1 pseudogene is annotated in these 967 nt (G+C 70.0%); it reads left to right on the forward strand.

Annotation, left to right across the window (positions count from 1 at the left end):
• Positions 1–807 (forward strand): annotated as a pseudogene (locus A6302_RS20505) (extracellular solute-binding protein); the annotation flags it as partial.
• Positions 808–967: the final 160 nt, after the last annotated feature.

Here is a 967-nt window from a genome sequence, read left to right on the forward strand (position 1 = left end):
CTCTGGGGCTCGACCGTGCAGGCGCACACCGGCCACCCGGCGTCCTGGTACGAGTTCTTCGAGAGCGTGGCGCCGACCTACGGCGTCTACAACTGGGGCATCGACCCGGCCAAGAACTACGCGCCACCGTGGAACACGGCGGCACGATGAACAGCCCCGAAGCCAAGAAGGCGCTGGAATTCTGGCTGTCGCTGCTCGACGACGCCCCGCCGGAATCGACCTCCTCGACCTGGGACGAGGTCGCCTCGACCTTCGGCGCGGGCCGCGCGGCGCAGGGTCTGGTCTACGGCGAGAACGCCGCCTGGATCGCCACCGACGAGACGAAGTCGAAGGTGGTGGGCAAGGTCGGCGTGGCGCTGCCGCCGGTCGAGGCCGGGGTGATGGAGGCTGCGGCCGCCGGCACCGGCTACATCGGCTACTATGACGGCGGTGCCTTCGGCGTTCCGCATTCGTCGAAGAACAAGGATGCGGCGCTGCTGTTCCTGCAGTTCATCGGCCAGTCGTCGGTGCAGGCCGACTGGGCGGTGGCCGGCTCGCGCATCACCCACACCTCGACCTATGACGACGAGAAGGTGAAGGCGCAGGACGCCAAGACGGACGGCTACTACACGCTGATGAAGGACGAGGGCAAGCTCTTCGCGGGCGCCCCTCCCTACCCCTTCCACGCCCCAGGTCCGCGAGGCGACGGCGCCCTTCTTCTACCAGGCGATCACCGGCGAACTGACCGCCTCCGACGCCCTCGACAAGATGGCGGAGGCCGCCGAGGCCGAACTGACCACGCTCGGCTACCGCAAGAACGGCGGCTGACGGCGAACGTCCCGCACCCGAACCGCCTTCTCCCGCTCCGGCGGGGGAAGGCCCTTTCTGCCCCGCTCGCCGGACACGGCGAAGGGCGGACCGCGCGATCGCCCTGTCCGGCGGCCCGTCTGGCGCCCCGTCTGGCGGAAGGCTTCGGCCCCGTCGTCGC

It is taken from the genome of Methylobrevis pamukkalensis (assembly GCF_001720135.1).
Taxonomy (GTDB): Bacteria; Pseudomonadota; Alphaproteobacteria; order Rhizobiales; family Pleomorphomonadaceae; genus Methylobrevis; species Methylobrevis pamukkalensis.